General features: G+C 61.3%; 18 protein-coding genes. 8 read left to right on the forward strand and 10 right to left on the reverse strand.

The annotated features are described in order from the left end of the window. Window positions 1–98 precede the first annotated feature (98 nt). A complete protein-coding gene (locus tag C1X29_RS10805) occupies window positions 99–1,016 on the forward strand; it encodes a LysR substrate-binding domain-containing protein (RefSeq protein ID WP_102717422.1) in 918 nt (305 codons plus the stop codon). A gap of 38 nt (window positions 1,017–1,054) precedes the next feature. On the opposite strand, the gene leuD is transcribed toward C1X29_RS10805, so the two are convergent. The 3 genes from leuD to C1X29_RS10820 form a co-directional block, all read right to left on the reverse strand. After that, a complete protein-coding gene (leuD, locus tag C1X29_RS10810; protein WP_102717423.1) occupies window positions 1,055–1,663 on the reverse strand; it encodes a 3-isopropylmalate dehydratase small subunit in 609 nt (202 codons plus the stop codon). 3 nt (window positions 1,664–1,666) lie between these two features. Further along, entirely contained in the window at window positions 1,667–3,088 is a 1,422-nt protein-coding gene (gene leuC / locus C1X29_RS10815; protein ID WP_102717424.1) for a 3-isopropylmalate dehydratase large subunit, read from the reverse strand. Between the two features lie 122 nt (window positions 3,089–3,210). Continuing rightward, window positions 3,211–3,627 (reverse strand): RidA family protein, encoded by a 417-nt coding sequence (locus C1X29_RS10820; RefSeq protein ID WP_085747471.1) that lies wholly within the window; start codon window positions 3,625–3,627, stop codon window positions 3,211–3,213. A gap of 134 nt (window positions 3,628–3,761) precedes the next feature. Here C1X29_RS10820 and C1X29_RS10825 point away from each other — a divergent pair, with 134 nt between their 5' ends. Then, entirely contained in the window at window positions 3,762–4,709 is a 948-nt protein-coding gene (locus C1X29_RS10825; protein WP_102717425.1) for a LysR family transcriptional regulator, read from the forward strand. Window positions 4,710–4,779: 70 nt separating this feature from the next. Then, window positions 4,780–5,940, forward strand: a complete 1,161-nt coding sequence (locus C1X29_RS10830) for a radical SAM protein (protein ID WP_102717426.1) — start codon at window positions 4,780–4,782, stop codon at window positions 5,938–5,940. Here C1X29_RS10830 and C1X29_RS10835 read toward each other — a convergent pair. Beyond that, window positions 5,922–6,809, reverse strand: a complete 888-nt coding sequence (locus tag C1X29_RS10835; RefSeq protein WP_102717427.1) for a LysR substrate-binding domain-containing protein — start codon at window positions 6,807–6,809, stop codon at window positions 5,922–5,924. The two genes, C1X29_RS10830 and C1X29_RS10835, sit on opposite strands and share 19 nt — an antisense overlap. 137 nt (window positions 6,810–6,946) lie before the next feature. Here C1X29_RS10835 and C1X29_RS10840 point away from each other — a divergent pair, with 137 nt between their 5' ends. Genes C1X29_RS10840 through C1X29_RS10855 form a run of 4 tightly spaced genes read left to right on the forward strand, consistent with a single transcriptional unit; the run spans window position 6,947 to window position 11,182 of the window. After that, window positions 6,947–7,999, forward strand: coding sequence for an agmatine/peptidylarginine deiminase (locus C1X29_RS10840; RefSeq protein ID WP_102717428.1), 1,053 nt, complete (start codon window positions 6,947–6,949; stop codon window positions 7,997–7,999). 3 nt (window positions 8,000–8,002) lie between these two features. Next, on the forward strand, window positions 8,003–8,911 hold the full coding sequence (aguB, locus tag C1X29_RS10845; RefSeq protein ID WP_102717429.1) for an N-carbamoylputrescine amidase: 909 nt from the start codon (window positions 8,003–8,005) through the stop codon (window positions 8,909–8,911). A gap of 1 nt (window position 8,912) precedes the next feature. Then, complete coding sequence (locus C1X29_RS10850) at window positions 8,913–10,016, forward strand: extracellular solute-binding protein (protein ID WP_102717430.1); 1,104 nt, start codon at window positions 8,913–8,915, stop codon at window positions 10,014–10,016. A gap of 47 nt (window positions 10,017–10,063) precedes the next feature. Next, the gene (locus tag C1X29_RS10855) at window positions 10,064–11,182 is read left to right on the forward strand and encodes an agmatine/peptidylarginine deiminase (protein WP_102717431.1); all 1,119 of its coding nucleotides are present in this window, start codon (window positions 10,064–10,066) and stop codon (window positions 11,180–11,182) included. A 9-nt stretch (window positions 11,183–11,191) separates the two neighbouring features. On the opposite strand, the gene C1X29_RS10860 is transcribed toward C1X29_RS10855, so the two are convergent. From C1X29_RS10860 to C1X29_RS10875, 4 genes are read right to left on the reverse strand one after another with little or no spacing between them, the layout of a single operon-like run. Continuing rightward, window positions 11,192–11,854, reverse strand: a complete 663-nt coding sequence (locus tag C1X29_RS10860) for a glutathione S-transferase family protein (RefSeq protein ID WP_102717432.1) — start codon at window positions 11,852–11,854, stop codon at window positions 11,192–11,194. Between the two features lie 30 nt (window positions 11,855–11,884). Further along, the gene (locus C1X29_RS10865) at window positions 11,885–12,292 is read right to left on the reverse strand and encodes a RidA family protein (protein WP_102717433.1); all 408 of its coding nucleotides are present in this window, start codon (window positions 12,290–12,292) and stop codon (window positions 11,885–11,887) included. 24 nt (window positions 12,293–12,316) lie between these two features. Beyond that, entirely contained in the window at window positions 12,317–12,811 is a 495-nt protein-coding gene (locus C1X29_RS10870) for a PaaI family thioesterase (protein ID WP_102717434.1), read from the reverse strand. Window positions 12,812–12,866: 55 nt separating this feature from the next. Beyond that, window positions 12,867–13,121 (reverse strand): DUF4880 domain-containing protein, encoded by a 255-nt coding sequence (locus C1X29_RS10875; protein ID WP_102717435.1) that lies wholly within the window; start codon window positions 13,119–13,121, stop codon window positions 12,867–12,869. 224 nt (window positions 13,122–13,345) lie between these two features. Here C1X29_RS10875 and C1X29_RS10880 point away from each other — a divergent pair, with 224 nt between their 5' ends. After that, a complete protein-coding gene (locus C1X29_RS10880; protein WP_102717436.1) occupies window positions 13,346–15,256 on the forward strand; it encodes a tyrosine-protein phosphatase in 1,911 nt (636 codons plus the stop codon). A gap of 29 nt (window positions 15,257–15,285) precedes the next feature. On the opposite strand, the gene C1X29_RS10885 is transcribed toward C1X29_RS10880, so the two are convergent. Both C1X29_RS10885 and C1X29_RS10890 read right to left on the reverse strand, forming a co-directional pair. Continuing rightward, a complete protein-coding gene (locus tag C1X29_RS10885) occupies window positions 15,286–16,254 on the reverse strand; it encodes an AraC family transcriptional regulator (RefSeq protein WP_102717437.1) in 969 nt (322 codons plus the stop codon). 124 nt (window positions 16,255–16,378) lie between these two features. After that, window positions 16,379–18,055 carry an MFS transporter gene (locus C1X29_RS10890; protein WP_085611854.1) on the reverse strand — a complete coding sequence of 559 codons (1,677 nt, stop codon included), beginning with the start codon at window positions 18,053–18,055 and terminating at the stop codon, window positions 16,379–16,381. Window positions 18,056–18,244 lie beyond the last annotated feature (189 nt).

Consider the following 18,244-nt stretch of genomic DNA (forward strand, 5'->3'; position numbering starts at 1 on the left):
TTGACGGGAAACCACGGTGCACCGGGCTCGGGTGGCGAGGCGGTGATTCGATGGTATCCTTCGCAAAATGCGTGATAAACAGCGGAAGCATGCGGCCTATGAACACGAATCGTGACCAATTTCCCTTGCCCGAAGACCTCAAGGTCTTCCTCACCGTCATCCGCAAGAACAGTTTTGCCAGCGCCGCTGACGAGTTGGGCTTCTCACCGGCCTATGTCAGCAAACGCATCTCGGTGCTGGAAACCACGCTGGCGACCAAGCTGCTGCACCGCACCACCCGGCGCATCGCGTTGACCGACGATGGCGAGCGGGTGCGGATCTGGGCGGAGAAGCTGCTGGGGGATTTCGATCAGTTTCTCGGCGAGATTTCCCAGGCCCGGCACCAGCCGGCGGGCTCGCTGCACATTTGCAGCAGCTTCGGTTTCGGCCGCAATCATGTGGCGCCGGCGATCAGTCAGTTGTCGCGGGCGTGTCCGAAACTCGACATCCGGCTGGACGTGTTCGACCGGGTGGTCGATCTGGTGGGCGAGGGCTTCGACCTGGAAATCCTCGTCGGCGATGACCTGCCGGGCCAGCATCTGGCGCGCAAACTGGTGAGCAACCGGCGCGTGCTGTGCGCCACGCCGGGATACCTCGAACGCCGAGGCACGCCGCAGTCTCTTGAAGACCTGAAAGACCACGATTGTCTGGTGCTCAAGGAGCGCAACAACGCGTTCGGTATCTGGACCCTGAGCAAGGACGGACAGGAAGAAACGGTGCGAGTGAATGGCCCGTTGTCCTCCAACAGTGGCGAGATCGTGCTGGAGTGGGCCTTGAGCGGCGGCGGAATCCTGTTGCGCTCGATGTGGGACGTCAAACCGATGCTTGAGCAGGGCAGGCTGGTGCAGGTGCTGGACGGCTACACCCAGAGCGCCAACGTCTGGGCGGTCTATCCGACCCGGCTCAGCGAGTCGGCGAAATTGCGGGTGTGCGTGGAATTTCTGGAAGAGTACTTCCGCGATTTGTCTGTGGAATGAAAACGGGCGGTTCAATGAACCGCCCGTTTTTTTTGCCATCAACCCAGCCAGGGATTGTCCGCCAGATGCCGCGCTTCAAAGGCGCGGATCTGCTCGGTGCGTTGCAGCGTGGTGCCGATGGCATCCAGCCCCAGCAGCAGCGACTGTTTGCGCAACTGATCGATCTCGAACGCGATCCGCGTGCCGTCTGCCAGCTCGAGGGTCTGCTGCGCCAGGTTCACGCTGATCCGCGCGGTTGCCGGGACGCTGATCGCCTCGGCCACGCGCTTGAACTGCGCGTCATCCAGTTGAATCGCCAGCACGCCATTGCGCTGGCAGTTGTCGTAGAAAATCCCGGCGAACGTGGTGCCGATCAAGGCCCGGATCCCCACTTGCTTCAAGCCCCACACCGCGTGTTCGCGGCTGGAGCCGCAGCCGAAATTGGGGCCGGTCACCAGAAACGCCGCGTCCTGCCAGGCCGGCTGATTGAGCACGAATTCAGGGTTGGGTTCGCCGGACGCGAGAAAGCGCAGATCGAAGAACAGCCCGCGATCCAGCCCCTGACGATCGATGCCCTTGAGAAACTGCTTGGGCATGATCACGTCGGTGTCGATGTTGGATGCAAGAAACGGCGCGGCGCTGCCGCTGACGGTGTCGAAAGGTTGCATGGTTCAAGCCTCCAGCGCGACGGTGCGCACGTCAGTCAAATGGCCGCTGATGGCCGCCGCTGCGACCATCGCCGGGCTCATCAGGTGGGTGCGCGCACCGGCGCCCTGACGGCCTTCGAAGTTGCGATTGGTGCTCGACGCACAGCGATCACCCGGCGCGAGCACGTCGTCGTTCATCGCCAGGCACATCGAACAACCCGATTGCCGCCACTCGAAACCGGCGTCGAGAAAAATCTGCGCCAGGCCTTCGTCCTCGGCCTGATTGCGCACCAACGTCGAGCCGGGAACGATCATCGCCCGCACATGGGCCGCCACACGCTTGCCGCGCACCACGCGGGCAACGTCGCGCAAATCTTCGATCCGCGCATTGGTGCAGGAACCGATGAAGGCATGGCTGATCGTCACTTCGTTCAGCGGCATGCCGGGTGTCAGGCCCATGTAGTCGAGGGCGCGCTGCAGGCCCTGACGCAGGATCGGATCGGGCTGGGCGGCCGGGTCCGGCACGTGCCCTTTGATCGGCGCGGCCTGATCGGGGCTGGTGCCCCAGGTCACCATCGGCTCCAGCGCGGCGACATCGAGGATGACTTCGCGATCGAACACCGCGCCCTCGTCGCTGTGCAGGGTTTTCCAGCGCTCGATTGCCTGCTCCCAGACCTTGCCCTTGGGCGCACGCGGCTTGCGTTGCAGGTAAGCGAACACCTTGTCGTCCGGCGCCATGAACGCACCCCGGGCGCCGGCCTCGACGGCCATGTTGCAGATGGTCATGCGCGCCTCGACGCTGAGGGCGCTGATGGCCGGGCCGGTGAATTCGATGGCGTAACCGGTGGCGCCGGACGCGCCGATCTTCTCGATCAGCGCCATGATGATGTCCTTGGAGGTGACGCCTGCGCCGAGCTCACCGTTGACCGTCACCCGCAGGGTTTTCAGACGTTTGTAGACCAGCGTCTGGGTTGCCAGCAGGTGCTCGATTTCCGAAGTGCCGATGCCGAAACCGAACGCGCCCAGTGCGCCGTAAGTGGTGGTGTGGCTGTCACCGGCCGCGACCACCATGCCCGGCAAAATGAAGCCCTGTTCCGGCGCCACGACGTGTTCGATGCCTTGACGCTTGTCCAGCACATCGAACAGCTCGATGCCGAAGTCACGGCAGTTCTCTTCGAAGTACGACACCTGACGCGCGCCCCCGGCGTCGGGCATGGTCGCGATGCGTTTCGGTGCGGTCGGGTTCACATGATCGACCACCGCCAGCGTCGCCGCAGGCCGCCACACCGTACGCCCGGCCTCGCGCAGGCCGCTGAAGGCCTGAGGGCTGGTGTATTCGTTGGCGACCTGGCGGTCGATGTAAAGCAGCACGTGGCCCTGATCGTCGAGGGTGCAGACGGTGTGACTGTCGATGTGCTTCTGGTACAGCGTTCTCGGGCTGGGCATGGCTTGCGCTCTTTTCTGTCCGGGGCAAAAACAACATGAGGACAGAATATTGATCGCAGAAATGGCATCAAGAGCGCTTCGGTGAAGCCGTTGAACACGGATTGTGAGCAATTGCCGCAAGCCTACGCCCGTGTCTCCTCCGGCAACCTGGCAATCACCTTGATCTCGAACTGAAACCCATACAGCCACGTCACGCCGACTGCGGTAATCGTCGGGTGCGGCGCCTCGCCCCAGAACTCCGGCACCACTTCCCAGATGGTTTCGAAGGTCGATTGCGGATCGACCATGAACACCGTCACGTCCACCACATCATCGAAGCTGCCGCCGGCCGCACCGAGAATCGCGTTGAGGTTGGTGAAAGCCAGTCGCACCTGTTGTTTCAGATCCGGCTCGGGCGAGCCGTCCTCTAGGCTGCCGACTTGCCCTGAGACGAACAGAAAACCGTTGGAGCGAACCGCCGGCGAATAACGATTGCGCTCGTAAAGCGCATGGCGTCCAGGTGGGAAAACCACGTCGCGTTTTGGCTGGGCACGGGTCATGGGGTGTCTCCTTCAATGGGTTGAAAACCGGTGATGGAGCAACTGTAGGGACTTGCCTCGGCACGATAAACGCGCAACCTTGGCGATCACTGTTTGCAAATCCCGAACAATCGAGCCGCTATCAGAGGTGGGATATGGACCGTTTTGACGCGATGCAAGCCTTCGCCCGAGTGGTGGAGGCGGGCAGTTTCACCAAGGCCGCCGAAACCCTGCACATGAGCAAGACCACCGTGACCCAGCTCATTCAGCAACTGGAAGCGCGGCTGCGAGTGAAGTTGCTCAACCGCACCACGCGCAAGGTCAACGCCACGGCGGACGGTGCGGCCTATTACGAGCGGGTGATCAAGTTGCTGGCGGACATGGACGACGCGGAGACGAGTCTTCCCGGCGCCGCGACCCAGCCCAAGGGCCGTTTGCGGGTCGATGTGCCCAGCCCCTTGGCCAATCTGATTCTGGTGCCGGCGCTGCCCGAGTTTTACGCGCGCTACCCGGAGATCCAGATCGACATGGGCGTCAGTGACCGGATCGTCGACATCATCGATGAAAACGTCGATTGCGTTATCCGTGGCGGGGAGCTGCGCGATCAGTCACTGATGGCCCGGAAGGTGGCGGATCTTCAGCTTGGCGTGTACGCCGCGCCGAGTTATCTGGCCCGCGCCGGCACCCCGATGCATCCCCGTGAGCTGGAAAACAGCCATCACCGGGTGGTCGGTTTTCTTTGGGCGCGCACCGGCAGACCGGTGCCTTACGCCTTGCGCAATGCCACGGAGAACCTGCTGATCAAGGGCCGGCATGTTCTGGCGGTCGATGATGGCAATGCCTATCTGGCGGCAGGCCTTGCCGGTCTGGGTGTGCTCTGGCTGCCGAGTTACATGTCGGCGGAGCATGAGGCCCGAGGTGAGTTGGTTGCACTGTTCGAGGGCTGGGCGCTTGACCCGATGCCGCTGTACGTTGCGTACCCGCCGAACAGGCATATCAGCCAAAAGCTACGGGTATTTATCGATTGGATCGTGGAATTGATGGCCACGCGTGCCAATGGCGCGGAACTTGCTGACCGCGCTCCCGGACTGTCAAAAAAATAGCGAATATCGGCGATCAATAAAGTCGGCAAGTCTGGATGCACCGCTATTCAATCAAGGAGCTTCACTCGCAATGAATATGTACATCGATATTGTCGGCGCGTGCAATTTGAGCTGCCCCTCGTGTCCGATGGGCAACTCGGAAAACGTCAACTTCAAGAAAGCCATGCAAGTTGACATGTTCAGGAAGATCGTCGAGAAGGCCCGAAGCGAAGGGGTCGAGTCGATTTTTCTGTATAACTGGACCGAGCCGTTGATCCACCCGCGCATCGGCGAGTTTGTCGAGATCATCAATGCCGCCGGTTTGCAGAGCGGTATCAGTTCCAATTTGAATCTGGCGAAAAACATGGAGACAGCGATGCTCGCCAATCCATGGTTCTTCCGTATCTCGCTGTCCGGGTTTTATCAGCAGACGTACGAGCAGGGGCACGTAGGCGGCGACATTGAAGTCGTCAAGGCCAACATGATCAAACTGCATGAGCTCAAGCAGCAACATGGCTTGAACACGCGGATCGAGGTCTACTACCACCGCTACCTCGACAACATGGAAGAAGAAGGGCTGATGCGCGAATTCAGCCAGCGTCTGGGCTTCGAGTTCTCGACCGGGTATTCAGTGATGATGCCGCTGGAGAAGACGCTGGCGCTGATCGAGCGCGACCCGTCGGTGACCGACACTGATCGCGAGACCCTGCAGCGACTCGCGTTGCCACCCTTCGACGACCTGGTCAATCTGGTTCGCCATTATCCGAAGCAGGCATGCGGGCTCAAGGATGACTGGCTGGTGCTCGACTGCAATGGCAACACCATCCTGTGTTGTTCCATTTTCAATCAGACCGAATATCAGGTGGGCAAGTACCTTGATATGCCGCTGGCACAACTGACCAGGCTCAAGTCCACCCAGCCGAACTGCGTCGACATGTGCAATCGCTGTGCGAACAACGGATTGCACATCTACTCGGGGCACTCCAATCAGGGACCGCTGCAGAGCCACGCTGTCAACCGGATAATCGACTTCCAGCGACGCACGATCATGGGCTTGCCGATCGAGAGTGACAGGCTCGGGCGCAGTGGTGAAGTCAGTGCCGAACACTTTGACGAAGCGCAATATCTGGAGCTGAACCAGGACGTCAGAAATGCGATTTCCGCCGGGGCGTTCACCAGCGGTTATCAGCATTACGTACTGTTCGGGCGGCTGGAAAGCCGGCCGGGTGCAGGTCATTTGACGGCCGTCTGAGCCGACGGCTCGGGTTCTGCCAGTTGAGTTGAAAGCCATTGACTGAAGCATCGCGCCATCGGGTCGTTCTCGCTGTCGCGGTGCGTCAGCATCGCCCAGTTCGGGCCGCGAATGGTTTGCTCCACCAGTGGCTGCAACAGCCCGTTTTGCTGCGCCTGACGGCTGAGCAACTGACTGACCAGCGCAATCCCCAGACCTGAACACGCCGCGTCCAACAACAGGCCCGGATCAGAGAAATTCAGGCCCTGATCCTGCTGGCCGACATCGATCCCCGATTCCACCGCCCAATGGCTCCAGTCCATTTCCCGCTCGCCGTGCAGCGTCGTCCGCTGGGCGCTCGGCACGCTTAACAAGCTCGGATGACACGCGGGGTAGAGGCGGTCGGCATGCAGCACCTTGAAGCTGCATTCAGCCTGCGAACTGATGTCGTCGCGCACCGCCAGATCGATGGTCTGGGTCGCCATGTCCGGCACTTCATCGGTGCTGAAAATCCACAGGTCCACATTCGGATGCTGACGGCGGAAATCCCCCAGTCGCGGCAGCAACCAGTGCCGGGCAAACGCCGGCGTGGTGTTGAGCACCAGTTGATTGGGTTTCTGATATTGCCCCAGCCGCCGGATGCCCACCGACAGTTGCTGCAACATCGCCTGAGTGGTGCTGAGCAGATCGTGGCCGGCGTCGGTCAGGCTGACGCTGCGCCCGCTGCGGAAAAACAGCGGCTGTTCCAGATACGCCTCAAGGCTGCGGATCTGCTGGCTGATGGCCGATTGCGTGAGGCTCAGTTCCTCGGCGGCCTTGTGAAAGCTGCCCAGCCTTGCGGCGGCTTCGAAGCCGCGCAACGAGCTGAGGGGTGGCCAGTGTTTCAGCATGATCGATAAGTTCCTCTAATCAGTTTTCCGCTAAATCCATCGTTTGTTTGCCCTTAAGGCCGCCATTAGCATGCACGTCAACGCCGCCAAGGCTGTTTTCATTGAACACAATGGCTTAACTCAAAGGGCTTTTTACCATGCAGCAGAACAAAAACAACAACAGCGGTTGGATGATGCCGGCAGAGTGGGTGAAGCACGCGGCGACCTGGATGGTCTGGCCACACAATCAGGCCCTGTGGGAGTCGGGCTGGGGCGTCACTTTGCCGTTGGTGCAGGAAGATTTCGCCCGCGTCGCCAATGCCATCGCCCGTTTCGAACCGGTGAAAATGGTTGTCGATCCGTCGGCCATCGCCCGTGCCAAAGCCTTGTGCGGACCGAACATCGAACTGATTCCACTGGCCGTCAACGACAGCTGGTGCCGCGACTCCGGCCCAAGCTTCGTGGTTCACCCGGAGCAAGGTCTGGCCGGGGTGAGCTGGCGCTTCAACGCCTGGGGCGGCAAGTCGGCCCATGATCTGGACGAAAGTCTGGCCCGCCGAGTGCTCAATCATTTGGGCGGCGAATGCTTCGGCACCGCGCTGAGTAACGAAGGAGGCGCGATCCACGTTGACGGCGAGGGCACGTTGATCACCACCGAATCGGTTCTGCTCAATCCCAATCGCAACCCCGGCGTGAGCAAGGCCGAGATGGAAGAAATCTTCAGCCGCCTGCTTGGCGTGAAGAAAACCATCTGGCTGCCGGGCGATCCGGATTACGTCACGGGTGACATGACCGACGGCCACGTCGATGGCGTCTGCGCCTTCGCCCGACCTGGCGTGTTGCTGGTGGACGCGACTCACGATCGCAACTCGGTGTACGCCGAAGTCGTGCGGGAAAACCGTCGTGCGCTGGAACTGGCCACCGATGCTCAGGGCCGTAAATTCGAGCTGATCGAGCTGTATGAAGCCACCGATGCGGTGGACACCGAAGCCGAAGTGTTCTGCGCCTCGTACACCAACTTCTACATCGCCAACGGCGCGATCATCATGCCGGCGTACGGCATCGAGGCCGACCATGTCGCGGCAGAAACCCTGGCCAAGGCCTTCCCGGGACGTGAAGTGGTGCCGGTGCAGATCAATCACCTGGCCCATGGCGGCGGCGGTGTGCACTGCATCACCCAGCAACAGCCAGCCTGGCCGGTGGAGGGTTGATCGATGACGATATTGAAAGTCGCCACCACCCAGATGCCGTGCACCTGGGACCTGAAAGGCAACCTCGATCGCGCCGAGCAGTTGGTGCGTGAAGCGGCCGCGCAGGGCGCGCAAGTGATCCTGTTGCAGGAGCTGTTCGCCACGCCGTATTTCTGCATCGAACAGAGCCACCACCATATGGGGCTGGCCGAGGAGTACCGCGACAGTCAGGTGCTGTCGCGCTTCTCCGCGCTGGCCCGTGAACTCGGCGTTGTGTTGCCGCTGAGCTGGTACGAGAAGGCCGGCAACGCCTATTTCAATTCGCTGAGCGTGGCAGACGCCGACGGGCGTTTGCTGGGCGTGTACCGCAAGACCCACATCCCCAACGCCATCGGCTATCAGGAGAAGGAGTATTTCAGCCCCGGCGACACCGGTTTCAAAGTCTGGGACACCGCATTCGGTCGCCTCGGCGTGGGCATCTGCTGGGATCAGTGGTTCCCGGAAACTGCCCGCTGCATGGCGTTGATGGGCGCCGAAGTGTTGTTGTTCCCGACCGCCATCGGCTCGGAACCGGGCTGCGCGAATCTGGATTCGCGGGACCACTGGCAGATGACCATGCGTGGCCACGCGGCTGCCAACCTGCTGCCGGTGATCGCTTCCAACCGGGTTGGCCGCGAAGTGGCGGGCACCGATGCGACGCTGCAAATGAATTTCTACGGTTCGTCGTTCATCTGCAACCACAAGGGAAAAATGCTCGCCGAAGCCGACCGCGCCAGCCCCGGTGTCTTGGTGCAAAGCCTGGATCTGGCAGCCATGCGTGAAGATCGCTTGAGCTGGGGCATCTACCGCGACCGCCGTCCGGAAATGTACGGAGCCTTGCTCAGCCAGGACGGCCGTCACCTTAACGCCCGTTGGAATCCCCAAGGAGTCTGATATGCCTACTTCACACAAATGGTTGCTGGGCGCACTGGGCCTTGCGCTGGCCGGTTTGATGCCGACGGTGCACGCCGAAGACAAGACCTTGCGCCTGTACAACTGGGCGGATTATTTCGCTGAAGACACGCTGAGCAAATTCACCGCCGAAACCGGGATCAAGGTGATCTACGACGTGATGGACGGCAGCGAAACCCTGGAAGCCAAAATGCTCTCCGGCGGCAGCGGCTACGACCTGATCTTCCCCGGTGACACCGTGGCCGAACGCCTGATGCGCGCCGGCAGCCTGTTGCCGCTGGATCCTTCGAAGATCACCGCGATGAACGATATCGAATCGGGCCTGCAAAAACTGCGCAGCCATTACGAGCATTCGAACAAGGCCACCGTGCCGTACACCTGGGGCACCATCGGCCTGACCTATAACGCCGAGCAGATCAAACAGCGCATGGCCGACGCCCCGGTCAACAGCCTCGACATGCTGTTCAAACCGGAACTGGCGGCCAAATTTGCCGATTGCGGGATTTCGATGATCGACTCGCCGGACGAAGTGCTGGCCGTGGTGCTCAATTATCTGGGCCGCGACCCGCGCAGCGCCAAGCCTGCGGATCTGGCGGCGGCCAGTGACTTGCTGATGAAGCTGCGGCCGTACATCCGCAAGTTCCAGTCGCAACCGGTGACCGATCTGGTCAACGGCAACCTGTGTCTGTCCCTCGGCTACAGCGGCGACATGACCCAGGCTCAGCGCACCTCGGACAGCGCCGGCAAGCAGACCCGCTTCCAGTACCGCGTGCCGCGCGAAGGCACCACGGTGTGGATGGACACCATGGCCACTCCGGTGGATGCCAAACATCCGGAATACGCCTACGAATTCATCAACTTCGTGATGCGCCCGGAGAACATGGCCGCGATCAGCAATTTCACCGGTTACCCGACCTCCAACGCCAAGGCCCGGCCAAACGTGGATGAGGCGATGCGCAACAACCCGGACATCTACCTTGACGAAGCGACCTATGCTCGTCTGATACCGGGCAAGGATATTCCCCAGGCCGACATGCGCGCCCGCATGCGCACGTGGACCAAATTCAAGACCGCCACTGCACAGTGATTTTTCCGGGCTGCCTCGGTGGCCCCTTACCCATCAGGAACGTACACATGCCGACTCGTCGCGAGTTCATCAAACAGGTTTCAGTCGCCGCCGGCGTAGGCGCTGCCGTCATGGGCCTCGGCCTGTCACCGGCGCGCGTGCTGGCGGCCAGCGAAGGTCGCTGGTTCATGCCCGACGAGGGCGACAAGCACGAGCGCGCCTACATGGCCTTCGGCGCGCAGGACGCGATCTGGGAAGACTTCACCGAAGACGTTCAGGAAGCGCTGGGCCGGATCGCCCGCGCCATCGCTCGCTACGAACCGCTGACCATCTACTGCCGCAGCGGCGAACGCAGCCTGGCCGAAGAGATCTGCGGCACCTCCAACATCACCTACCAGATCGCCAACCTCGACGACATCTGGATGCGTGACATCAGCGCCAACTTCGTCATCGACGACAAAAACGGACTCGGCGCCGTGGACTTCAACTTCAGCGGCTGGGGCAACAAGCAGCAGCACTCGAAAGACGCGAAGATCGCCAAGCGCGTGGCGGCCGATGCGCAGGCGACCTACCAGCGCAGCGAGCTGGTGGGCGAGGGCGGCGGCATCGAAGTCGACGGCCACGGCACCGCGATCATGACCGAAAGCTGCTGGGTCAACGAAAACCGCAACCCCGGCTGGAGCAAGGCTGACGTCGAGGCGGAACTGAAAGCACGCCTCGGTTTGCGCAAGATCATCTGGCTGCCGGGCATCAAGGGCAAGGACATCACCGATGCACACGTCGATTTCTACGCGCGCTTTGTCACGCCCGGCGTGGTCATCGCCAACCTCGACACCGACCCGCGCTCCTACGACAACAAGGTCACCCTGGCGCACCTGGAAATCCTGAAGAAAGCCACCGACGCCGACGGTCGTCCGTTGCAGATCCACACCGTCTCGCCACCGCTGAAACCGCGCAAGACCAAGTTCAACAAGGACAACGACGACTTCGCGGCCGGTTACATCAACTATTTCGTGATCAACGGCGCGGTGATTGCCCCGGAATTTGGCGACAAGGGCGCGGACAAGAAGGCCTTCGACCTGCTGAAAAAACTCTATCCGAACCGCGACGTGGTGCAGATCAACATCGACGCCATTGCGGCTGGTGGTGGCGGGATTCACTGCGTGACCAGTCACCAGCCGGCGTGAGGCCGAGCCTCAGCGGAAACGTTGGGGCAGGGCCTCGGCAAAGGGATAGAAGTCGAACCACGGTTTGGCTTCTTCGATGACCCGACTGAACGACGGGCGCTGCACCAGCCGTTCGAAATAGGCACTGAGGCGCGGTTGCTCGGCGGCAAACGGCACCAGCGTGCTGGCGTAGAACAGGGCCGGCGCGGCGGAGCAATCGGCCAGGCTGAAATCCGCGCTGGCGATCCATTCGCGGTCGGCCAGTTGCTGTTCGAGCATGCCGTACGCCGTGGCCAGCAGCGCTCGCTGACTGCTCAGGTCGCCATTGGCGGACTGGATGCGGTCGGCGACGATCTGCTGCATCGGCGTCATCACGTAATGGTCGAAAAACCGGTCCCATAGACGCACGTCCAGTGCGGTCTCCCAGTCTTCGGGAATCAGTCGTTGCGACTGCCCCGGTTGATGATCCAGGTACTCGATGATCACGCTCGATTCCGGCACCGTGCGCTGGCGCGCGTGATCGCGCAGCACCGGAAATTTGACCAGCGGCCACAATGCTTGAAGCTCGGCCCGTTCGGCTTCGCTGGACAGGTCGATCAAGCGTTTTTCGAACGCGACGCTGTGTTCGTAGAGGGCGATCAGCGCCTTGTGGCAGTAGGACGACAACGGGTGGTAATAGAGGGTCAAGTTCATGGTTTAACACCTCGATGTGGGGCAATGGCGTTACTCAGGTATAGCGCGCCTGCGCACGGCCACGCATTTGATTTCCACCAGCAGCCCCGGATGGGCCAGTTCGCTGACGCCGATGCAAGTCCAGGCGCAGAAGCCCTTGGGGAACACGCGGTTTTTCACTTCGCGAAACACCGGCATGTGTTGGCTCATGTCGACGTGATAGGTGGTCATCTCCACCACATCGTCGAAGGTGCAGCCACCGGCCTTCAGCACTTCGTCGAGGTTTTCCCAGGCACGGATGAACTGTTGCTCGGAGTCTTCGATGACCTTCAAGTCAGCCGTCCGGCCCACCTGACCTGCGCAGTAAAGCGTGTCGCCGACCAGAACCGCCGGGGCGTAACCGGCGCGTTCGACGATGGTTTTCATGGAGTCGGGGATGATGATTTTGCGATCGGACATCGTGTTTTCCTTCAGTAACGGATTTCAGCGACCGTGCGCGGCCGCAGCCAACTGCTCGGTATCCACTCGCACAAACACCGAATCGCCCACTGCCGTGAGCACATCCCCGGCGTAGACCTCGCAGATCACTCGGGTCTTACGCCCGACTTCACCTTCGACTTTAGCCTTCAGCGTCAGCGGCACGCCCATCGGCGTCGGTTTGATGAACTTGATGCCGAGGTTGCCGGTGACGCAGTTGATGCGTGGCAGGGTCTCGGGCTCACGCTGCTCGGCCCGGTAGTGATACGCCATCGCCGTCCAGTTGGAATGGCAGTCCACCAGCATGGCGATCAGGCCGCCGTAGACCAGCTCCGGCCAGCCGCAGTATTTGGCCTCGGGCACATGCTCGGCCATGACGTGCACGCCGTCTTCGTGCCAGAAGCTCTTGATGTGCAAACCGTGTGGGTTGCTGCTGCCGCAGCCGAAGCAGACGCCCTCGGGGGCGGCGGTGTCTTGCAGGGAGGTGTCGTGGGTGGACATGCCGGGGTCATCCTTAAACTGTAAGCCGAACCCCGCGGATTCTAACCCCGAATGCTCACCGTGAGGATTGCTCCTTCGCGGCGGGCCGGGGAGGATCGGTCAGCAGTTTTTTGCGAGTCGTCGAGTGGTTCGGCAATTGCTCACTGATGTCCCAGATTTCCAGCATTTTCGCGTATTCAAAGGCGTGGCGCGGGCTTTGCTGAATCCACTGCTGGAACGCGTGGCGTTCGTCAGGTGTGCAATCGTCCTCCTGCAGGCGCAGGCACCAGTGCGCTGCCTGGTTCAGGATTTCTTCGTCTGCGTCGGTCATTGACGGCTTCCACGATGGCTGGGGAGGGCATTTTACGTTGCCGCTTGCAAAAAAAACGTCAAAACGTGTCGAGGATTTAAACGATCAGTGCGTATAAAACGGACAGAAAACGCGGCAAACGGACAGATCGCGCCGCTATTTCCGGCCCTCGCGCAATTGTCATATTCCGTCACATTTCAATGCAGATAGTGGGCAGCCCAACGTGTTTCCAGTGAGGCTGCCCCGTGTTTCAACGTCTTGTTTGTTCGCTGTCCGTGCTGAGTCTGTCCATTGCTGCCGCCCAGGCCGCCGATCTCGATACCCCGCGCCTGACGGGCATCGACAACTTCCGCGATGTCGCCGGTATCACCACGGCCTACTCGACGACCCATGACGGCACCATGCGCGCCGGTGTGTTCTACCGCTCCAACGCGCTGACGCCGACAGCATCGGACCTGGCGACCCTCAACGGTCTGGGGATCAAGGCCGTTTACGACCTGCGCACCCCAAGCGAAATTGCGGCCACGCCGGACACGATGATCAGCGGTGCAACCTATCAGAATATCGACATCATCGGCGCCACCACGTCGGGGGCGAACATCACCACGGTCTCGTTCAAAAGCGCGGCCGAAGCGACTGCGATGATGCAAGAGACCAACCGTGCGTTTGTCAGCGACGCCGGCATGCGCGGGCAGTTGGGCGTGCTGTTCAACGAACTGGCCGGCGTCGACGGCGCCGCGCTGTTCCATTGCACCGCCGGCAAGGATCGCACCGGCTGGACGGCCGCTGTGCTGCAAAGCATCGCCGGGGTCGACAACGCGACGATCATGAGCAACTACCTGGCGACCAACGACTACACCGCCGACCGCGTTGCCAAGACCCTGGCGATGATGCCGCCGAGCATGGCCGCGATCTACGCGCCGCTGCTGGGCGTCGAGGCCAGTTACCTGCAAGCGGGTCTGGATCAGGTGACCGCGCAATACGGCAGCATGGACAACTACCTCAAACAGGGGCTGGGTCTGTCCCAGGAAACCATCTATGTACTGCGCGGCAAAATGGTCGAGTACAACAGCCTGCCGGGTCAGGTCGGGCTTATCGGCAACGCTGCCGCCGGTGCGCAACTGTTGCGGGAGTTGCAGAACAGTAAACTCTCGGGCACCTACAGCGCCTACAACTACTACCTGCAATCGGCCATCGACGCCGGCACCCTCGGCGGTGTCGAGTCCACGGTCGGCGGTCAGGTGCACGCCGATGCGGCGAGTTACCTGCTGCGTCAAAACGCAATGATCGAGCAGGCCGCCGCGCCGTTCGCCAGCGGCACTGACCTCAAGGTCGGCCAGTACCGCTTGTGGAGCACCGCGCTCGCCGGTTACCTCGGCACCGACGGTTCGGCCCATGCGCAAAGCAGCAATGAACACAGCCAGGGGCTGATGGTTGGCGTCACCCAGCGTTTTTCCGAACAATTCAGCGCTCGCGGCGGCATCGGTTACAGCAAAGGCTCGGTGGGCGGCGCAGGTGGGGAGGCTGACACCGATTTCACCTTCCTCGACCTTGGCGCGCGTTATGGCTTCACCAGTCTGGAACGTGGCCTGTTTGTCGATTCCAACCTCAGCGCCGGTTACGTCGACTACGACAGCAAACGCGACCTCGGCGGCGGCCTCGGCTCGGCGAAGGGCGACACCCACGGTAATCTCAGCGGCGCGACGCTGGCGCTGGGTTATCGCATGCCGCTGAATACTGTGATTCTGGAGCCGAGCCTCGGCGTGCGAGTCAGTCGTCTGGACCTGTCGGGCTTTCAGGAGAAGGGCAGCGAATTGGCCCTTAATGTCGATGACATTCAGGAAACCCGCCGCAGCGCCGTGGCCAATCTCGACGTCTCGTTCGCCCCGATGTCGATGGGCGCGTGGCAACTGGTGCCGGGCGTGCGCGTTGGTTACGAGCATGTGCTGGGCGATCATCAGGTCGACAGCGAAGGTCATTTGTTGGGGCTGGATATCGAGCAGCGCGCGGCGTTCGACAACCGCGATCAGTTCAGCGGGGGCGTCAACCTGATGGCCAACCTCGGTGCTCTGAGCCTTGGCGCCGAGGTCGGTGCCAGTGGTGGCGGTGACAGCCACGGTTTCAGCGGCGGGCTCAAGGCCAGTTATCAGTTCTGACCAACTGACGTTTAAGACAAAGGACTGCCTCAGCGCAGTCCTTTTCGCATTTCTGCGGGGCTCACGCCGTAGGCATCCTGAAAGTACTGGCAGAACCGGCCGACGTTGCTGAACCCGAATTGCAAGGCCACATCGGTCACCGATGACGATTGGCTTTGCTTCAATGCATAACAGGCGCGCTCCAGCCTGACCTGTCGCTGGTACGCGACAATCGAGGTGCCGACGAATCGCCGGAAACCTTCCTGCAAGGCCCGCAGACTGACGTTCACCAACCCCGCCAGATCCGTCCCGCTGACCATCTGCTCGGGATGCGCCTGAATATACTCGATGGCCTGCTTCACATGCCGTGGTGCAATCAACGCCTCGGGTCGGCGCAGGGCCTCGCTGAAGTTGTGTGGCCAGGCCTCCAATACCGCGTCCACCAGCATCTCCCGCAGCCGTGACGGCATCAGCGAGCCAGCGTTCAACAGCAGATCGAATTCCGCACCGGTGGCCAGATCGATCAGCGCACGAATGCCCTGAAACGCCGGGCTGTTCAGATCCACCCTCGGCTCGAAATGCAACTTGTGCACGATCGGTTTGCCCAGCAGGGTCGACAGCCGTTCGGTGAGCGCCGCACGGCTGATCGACATGCCGTGCTGGGCATGATTGTCGATAAAACGCATCGAGCGCAGGTCAGCCTTGTCGATGGCCAGCCCTACATCGCTCAGCCCCACGGATTCATGGTTGAACACGATCTTGCCGGCAGTGGGAATGACGAAAGTGATTTCATCGAACGGCTCGGGGAAGGCGACGGTGAAATCGCCCCGGTAATGCATGCGCCGGAAACTCACGCCTTCGTACCGCCCGTAAACGCCGCCAATGATGATGTCTTTGGGCGGCGGTGGTGTGTCGCCATAACGGTTGCCGAACATTCGCGAGAACAGGGCGCCGAAGTCGTCACTGGCCATGTTGTCGGATCGCAGGATGAGGGTCTGGCGCGTCGGGCTTGAGTACACCGGGAGGGTCACCTTGGTGGTCGGGGCATCGGGGCGCGAGGACGTTACCAAGGGAGAATGACGCCGATGTGACAACGTTCGATGCTGTGCGTGAACGCCACGCACAGCATCGAGCGAAGTCATTTCAGGTGTGATGAATGTCCCGATCCTTGGTCTCCGGCATGAAGAAGATCCCGAGAATCGCCGTCATCACCGCGATGACAATCGGGTACCACAAGCCGTAGTAGATATCCCCCGTGGCCGCAACCATCGCAAACGCCACGGTCGGCAGGAACCCGCCGAACCAGCCGTTGCCGATGTGGTACGGCAGCGACATCGAGGTGTAGCGGATGCGCGCCGGGAACAGTTCGACCAGCCAGGCCGCAATCGGGCCGTAGACCATGGTCACGTAGATGACGAGGATGGTCAGCAGCAGCAAGACCATCGGGTAATTGGTTTTGGCCGGGTCGGCTTTTTCCGGGTAACCGGCTTCTTTCAGCGCTGCGCCGAGGCTGGCAGTGAACGCGTCGTTACGGGTCTTGAAGTCGGCGGCCGGCAGGGTCGTGCCTTCGAAGCTTTCGATGACCTTGTCGCCGATGCGCACCTGAGCCACGGTGCCCGGTTCCGCCACCACGTTTTCATACGGGATCGCCCGTTTGGCGAGGATGGTTTTCGCCAGATCGCACGAGCTGGTGAATTTGGCCTTGCCCACCGGATCAAACTGGAACGAGCACTGGTCGGGGTTGGCGATCACTTTGACCGGGTTCTTCTCTTGGGCGACGAATACGTCGGGGTTACCGTACTGAGTCAGCGCATGGAAGATCGGGAAGTAGGTCACCGCCGCCAGAATGCACCCGGCCATGATGATGCCCTTGCGCCCGATGCGGTCGGACAGGCTGCCGAAAATCACGAAGAACGGCGTGCCGATCAGCAGCGAACCGGCGATCAAAAGATTGGCGGTCTGCGGGTCGATCTTCAGGGTTTGCAGCAGGAAAAACAGCGCGTAGAACTGCCCGGTGTACCAGACCACCGCTTGGCCGGCGGTGCCGCCGAGCAGGGCCATGATCACGATTTTCAGGTTGTCCCAACGGGCGAAGGATTCGGTCAGCGGGGCTTTCGACGACTTGCCTTCTTCCTTCATTTTCTTGAACACCGGCGACTCGTTCAGTTGCAGCCGGATGTACACCGAGACCGCCAGCAGCAGGATCGACAGCAGGAACGGAATCCGCCAGCCCCAGGCCTCGAACGCTTCGGTACCCAGCGCAGTACGGCAGGCGAGGATCACCAGCAACGACATAAACAGGCCCAGGGTCGCGGTGGTCTGAATCCATGACGTGAAATAACCGCGTTTGCCCTTCGGCGCATGCTCGGCCACATACGTCGCCGCGCCGCCGTATTCGCCGCCCAGCGCCAGGCCCTGCAGCAGGCGCAGGGTAATCAGAATGATCGGCGCCGCGACTCCGATGGTCGCGTAACCGGGCAGGAATCCGACAATCGCCGTCGATACACCCATGATCACGATCGTGATCAGAAACGTGTGCTTGCGCCCGATCATGTCACCCAGTCGCCCAAACACAATTGCCCCGAACGGGCGCACCGCAAAACCGGCGGCAAAGGCGAGCAGGGCGAAGATAAACGCCGTGGTCTCGTTCACCCCGGCAAAGAAGTGCTTGGCGATGATCGCCGCCAGGGAGCCGTAGAGGTAGAAGTCGTACCACTCGAACACCGTGCCGAGCGACGACGCAAAGATGACCTTGCGCTCCTCCCGGCTGACGCTGTGGTGCGGGGCACTGCCTGTGGACATGCTGTCGAGTACTGCCATGGGTGTTCTCCGTCGTGCTTGTTTTTGTAGGCCGGAGCACTTCATCAACGTCGCGTACCCAAGGCCTGTGGCGGATGCCGGATCAGGTGTTTCGTGGAGCGTGCACAGAATCACCGCCCCGCGCGGGAGGGCGGGGTTTCATTGAGCATAATTGGGATTGGGGGGATATCCAGTGGCGGCGGTGGATGG

This window comes from Pseudomonas sp. GW456-12-10-14-LB2 (assembly GCF_002884345.1).
In the GTDB taxonomy this organism is placed as follows: domain Bacteria; phylum Pseudomonadota; class Gammaproteobacteria; order Pseudomonadales; family Pseudomonadaceae; genus Aquipseudomonas; species Aquipseudomonas paraglycinae.

What these genes read in the sequence shown, in the direction of transcription:
- C1X29_RS10835 (WP_102717427.1), bottom strand. Translation starts at nt 6,809, where the DNA reads ATGCTGAAACACTGGCCACCCCTCAGCTCGTTGCGCGGCTTCGAAGCC.
- C1X29_RS10820 (WP_085747471.1), bottom strand. Translation starts at nt 3,627, where the DNA reads ATGACCCGTGCCCAGCCAAAACGCGACGTGGTTTTCCCACCTGGACGC.
- C1X29_RS10830 (WP_102717426.1), top strand. Translation starts at nt 4,780, where the DNA reads ATGAATATGTACATCGATATTGTCGGCGCGTGCAATTTGAGCTGCCCC.
- C1X29_RS10890 (WP_085611854.1), bottom strand. Translation starts at nt 18,055, where the DNA reads ATGGCAGTACTCGACAGCATGTCCACAGGCAGTGCCCCGCACCACAGC.
- leuC (WP_102717424.1), bottom strand. Translation starts at nt 3,088, where the DNA reads ATGCCCAGCCCGAGAACGCTGTACCAGAAGCACATCGACAGTCACACC.
- leuD (WP_102717423.1), bottom strand. Translation starts at nt 1,663, where the DNA reads ATGCAACCTTTCGACACCGTCAGCGGCAGCGCCGCGCCGTTTCTTGCA.
- C1X29_RS10805 (WP_102717422.1), top strand. Translation starts at nt 99, where the DNA reads ATGAACACGAATCGTGACCAATTTCCCTTGCCCGAAGACCTCAAGGTC.
- C1X29_RS10870 (WP_102717434.1), bottom strand. Translation starts at nt 12,811, where the DNA reads ATGTCCACCCACGACACCTCCCTGCAAGACACCGCCGCCCCCGAGGGC.
- C1X29_RS10875 (WP_102717435.1), bottom strand. Translation starts at nt 13,121, where the DNA reads ATGACCGACGCAGACGAAGAAATCCTGAACCAGGCAGCGCACTGGTGC.
- C1X29_RS10850 (WP_102717430.1), top strand. Translation starts at nt 8,913, where the DNA reads ATGCCTACTTCACACAAATGGTTGCTGGGCGCACTGGGCCTTGCGCTG.
- aguB (WP_102717429.1), top strand. Translation starts at nt 8,003, where the DNA reads ATGACGATATTGAAAGTCGCCACCACCCAGATGCCGTGCACCTGGGAC.
- C1X29_RS10855 (WP_102717431.1), top strand. Translation starts at nt 10,064, where the DNA reads ATGCCGACTCGTCGCGAGTTCATCAAACAGGTTTCAGTCGCCGCCGGC.
- C1X29_RS10825 (WP_102717425.1), top strand. Translation starts at nt 3,762, where the DNA reads ATGGACCGTTTTGACGCGATGCAAGCCTTCGCCCGAGTGGTGGAGGCG.
- C1X29_RS10860 (WP_102717432.1), bottom strand. Translation starts at nt 11,854, where the DNA reads ATGAACTTGACCCTCTATTACCACCCGTTGTCGTCCTACTGCCACAAG.
- C1X29_RS10865 (WP_102717433.1), bottom strand. Translation starts at nt 12,292, where the DNA reads ATGTCCGATCGCAAAATCATCATCCCCGACTCCATGAAAACCATCGTC.
- C1X29_RS10840 (WP_102717428.1), top strand. Translation starts at nt 6,947, where the DNA reads ATGCAGCAGAACAAAAACAACAACAGCGGTTGGATGATGCCGGCAGAG.